3 protein-coding genes are annotated in these 3,267 nt (G+C 32.8%); 1 reads left to right on the forward strand and 2 read right to left on the reverse strand.

Annotated elements, in window-relative coordinates; genetic code table 11:
• Positions 1 to 17 precede the first annotated feature (17 nt).
• Together V7183_RS17815 and V7183_RS17820 are read right to left on the reverse strand one after the other, a co-directional pair.
• A complete protein-coding gene (locus V7183_RS17815) occupies positions 18 to 491 on the reverse strand; it encodes a hypothetical protein (RefSeq protein ID WP_335360336.1) in 474 nt (157 codons plus the stop codon).
• A 220-nt stretch (positions 492 to 711) separates the two neighbouring features.
• Positions 712 to 2,181 carry an MDR family MFS transporter gene (locus V7183_RS17820; protein WP_438825181.1) on the reverse strand — a complete coding sequence of 490 codons (1,470 nt, stop codon included), beginning with the start codon at positions 2,179 to 2,181 and terminating at the stop codon, positions 712 to 714.
• A 151-nt stretch (positions 2,182 to 2,332) separates the two neighbouring features.
• Between V7183_RS17820 and V7183_RS17825 the strand changes: the two genes are divergently transcribed.
• Positions 2,333 to 2,914 carry a TetR/AcrR family transcriptional regulator gene (locus V7183_RS17825; protein WP_335360338.1) on the forward strand — a complete coding sequence of 194 codons (582 nt, stop codon included), beginning with the start codon at positions 2,333 to 2,335 and terminating at the stop codon, positions 2,912 to 2,914.
• Positions 2,915 to 3,267 lie beyond the last annotated feature (353 nt).

A 3,267-nucleotide genomic window follows, 5' to 3' on the forward strand; every position in this document is an offset into this window, starting at 1 on the left:
AGCATTTCTTTTTAGTTTTATTTAGTTGAAGTTTTCAAGAAATCCGTAACCATTTTAGAAGTACTAGAATCTATTTGAATGCCTTGAACCTTCTCTTTATCATTTGTATCTTTTGCTATTACAAATTTATCATCATTTATCCAAAGTAATAATTTTTCTGTTGAATCATCGGTGAAAATAACTTCTATGTTAGATTTTGCAGATTTTCTTGTTTTTTCATCTAATGTTATTTCTTTAGAGGATCCAGATTTAATTGCTGTGATAATTTGATTGATAAAATCTTTGTTATCTGTGTTTCCTTTAGATAGGTTGCTAGTGTTACTTATTACTCTAATTTCTTTTACTTCCTTGTTTTCAAAAATCTTTGATGTCTCTTTAGAGCTACTAGATTGGGAACCTTCTGAAGAACTTGTTGTATTTGAGCAACCAATTAACCCTACGAATACGATAATTGAAATAAGCATAAAAGCAATATTTTTAATGCCCCTCACCTCTTTTACCTAATTATACCATTTTTTATTCTCCCCTTATTATTTTTTACGTTCTTTATTTCGCACATAAGATAAAGGTACTTCTAATCATTCCTTATAAAGCTACTTGACTAATCGTAAGAAAGGGGATATCCCATAAGTCAGTTACACTGACTTACAGGATATCCCCTTTTTTGTTCTTATTAAATCAATCTACAGCTAATACAAACTTTAAGATTTTCTAATTTTCAGTGTGTAAAAGCTGAGTGGCTTTTTCTTTCTGTTTCTGTCCTTTTAGGAAAAACGATACAGCAAGAGCAACAATTACAAAAATTAACCCAAGTGTAAATGCCCCTTGGAAGCCAGATGTTAAGCCATTTAACTTTTCTGCTGGATCCATTGGATTTGCTGAGTTTTCCATATATTGAGTTGTGCCTGAAGACATTTTAGATATGAATATAGCCGTGCCAATCGCGCCAGCTACCTGCTGTAATGTATTAAAGAGCGCTGTACCATGTGGATAAAGCTCTGGTGTCAATTGATTTAAACCATATGTTTGTACTGTCATCACAAACATGAGTCCAACCATTAATACGCTATGCATCAAGATAATTTGTGTCAATGTTGTTTCTGGGTTCATGCCTTTAAATAGCCACATTGCAATGGCTACTAGCACAATGCCAGGGATGATAATAATCTTTGGACTGAATTTATCAAATAATTTACCTGCAATCGGTCCCATAATGGCGCTAATTATACTCCCTGGTAGCATAATTAGCCCTGATTTAAAGGCTGTAACAAGTAAAACCGTTTGTAAGAACATTGGTAATAACGTCATTGTTGAGAACAGCGACATCATGACAATGAATATTAACCCAACTGATAAAGTAAACATTGGAAACTTAAATGCGCGTAGTTCTAAAATTGGATTATCGATTTTTAATTGACGAACAACAAAAATGAATAACGATATAGCCCCGATAATTAAAGTAGAATAAACTTTAGGATCTGACCATCCTAAATCACCTGAAGAACTAAAGCTATATACAATCCCACCGAAACCTAATGTTGATAAAAGAATTGATAAATAATCAATTTTTGGTCGTGTTAACTCCGTGACATTTTGAATATATTTCATTCCAATGAAAATGGAAATGATTACGATAGGAATAACAATGTAGAATAACCAGCGCCAACTAAGTGAATCCGCGATAATTCCGGATAATGTAGGACCAATTGCTGGAGCAGACATCATAACAAGTGCTATTAAGCCCATTGTGGCACCACGTTTTTCAGGTGGACAAATAATTAAAATCGTATTCATTAGTAATGGTGAAATTAACCCAGTAGCGATTGCTTGGACAATACGACCGATTAATAAAACGGAAAATGTCGGTGCGAATCCAGCAATCAACGTACCAACTAAAAATGTTACCATGGCGGTTAAGAACATTTGTCTCGTTGTAAGCCATTGTTGAAGTAAAGCTGTAATCGGTACTAAAACCCCAACAACTAACATGTAGAATGTAGAAAGCCATTGAATTGTTGAAGCTGTTACATCAAATTCTTTCATTAATACGGTTAAAGCATTACCAAGTAATGTTTCATTTAATAATGCAACCATTGCACCTAAAATTAATGCAATTAAAATGGGTGTATGTCTAATATTAGAAGTATCAATTTTGCTACTTGTAGAACTCGTAGTTGTCATATTCATTTACTGATTTTCCTCCCGCTTTCTTTATTTTTAATACATTTGTATACAAAAGATCACATGTAACATAATATACACATGTAGATTAAAAAGGGAGAATCAATTTTCAGTAATTGTATAATTAATCTACAAAAAAGGAGAAGTGTAGATGAAAAATAATGAAGGGCAGCTGGATTTACGTGTTAGACGTACACATAAATTATTATGGGAGTCTTTATTTGAATTAATGACGCAATCAAAACAGAAATATAGTTCCATTACCATCAACCAAATCTGTGATCGTGCGATGGTGCATCGAACAACATTTTATAAACATTTTGAAGATAAAGATGCATTATTGGCATTCGGATTTAAACAATATCAAGAGGAATCCTTGACAATACCACTTTTAGATCGATTAACTAAGCCATTTCAAGTGATGGAGCAATTCTTACATCATGAAGGGATTGGAAAAATATTAGAGTCGCAAATGGGTGATGAACAATTTAATAACTTTATGCATTATCAAACTCGTGAAATGAAGAAACAGGAGCATCAAGAATTAAATCGAATTTGTCAAAGCCATACAATACCAAATGAGTTAATTATCGAATTCTATTCGGGTGTAATTACAACGTTAAGTACATGGTGGTTACAAAATAGAAAAAGTGTTTCAGCAGAAGAAATGGATACATACTTTCATCAAATGATCAATCAAGATGTTTTTCAATTGAACAGAGATCAAATGTAAGTAAAAAGAATTGGAGAAATTTTAATGACTGTATCTTTTGATGAGAATCAAATCAGCGTTTTTGATTTGGAACGTGTTTCAATCATATAAAGTGAAACTTTAATCAGTGGGGTTTTCTTCCCCCCCACTGATTATTAGCTCTCACCAATCGGGATTTAGACTATTTTTGAAGTTAAAAGCACGTTACTATTCTCTTATGTTAATGAGAAAGGATAACGCTTTTTGGTATTTGAGGGTATTAAAATCTCCTGAGTTGATGGGCATGTATAGTGCCCCCTAGTGCTGCTATTCAAAAGTTTACTTTCGAAAATAAGAAAAAGCCCTAAGTAGTTAGGACTCTTTTTGTATACCTT

Source organism: Bacillus sp. JJ1127 (assembly GCF_036965845.1).
In the GTDB taxonomy this organism is placed as follows: Bacteria; Bacillota; Bacilli; order Bacillales; family Bacillaceae_G; genus Bacillus_A.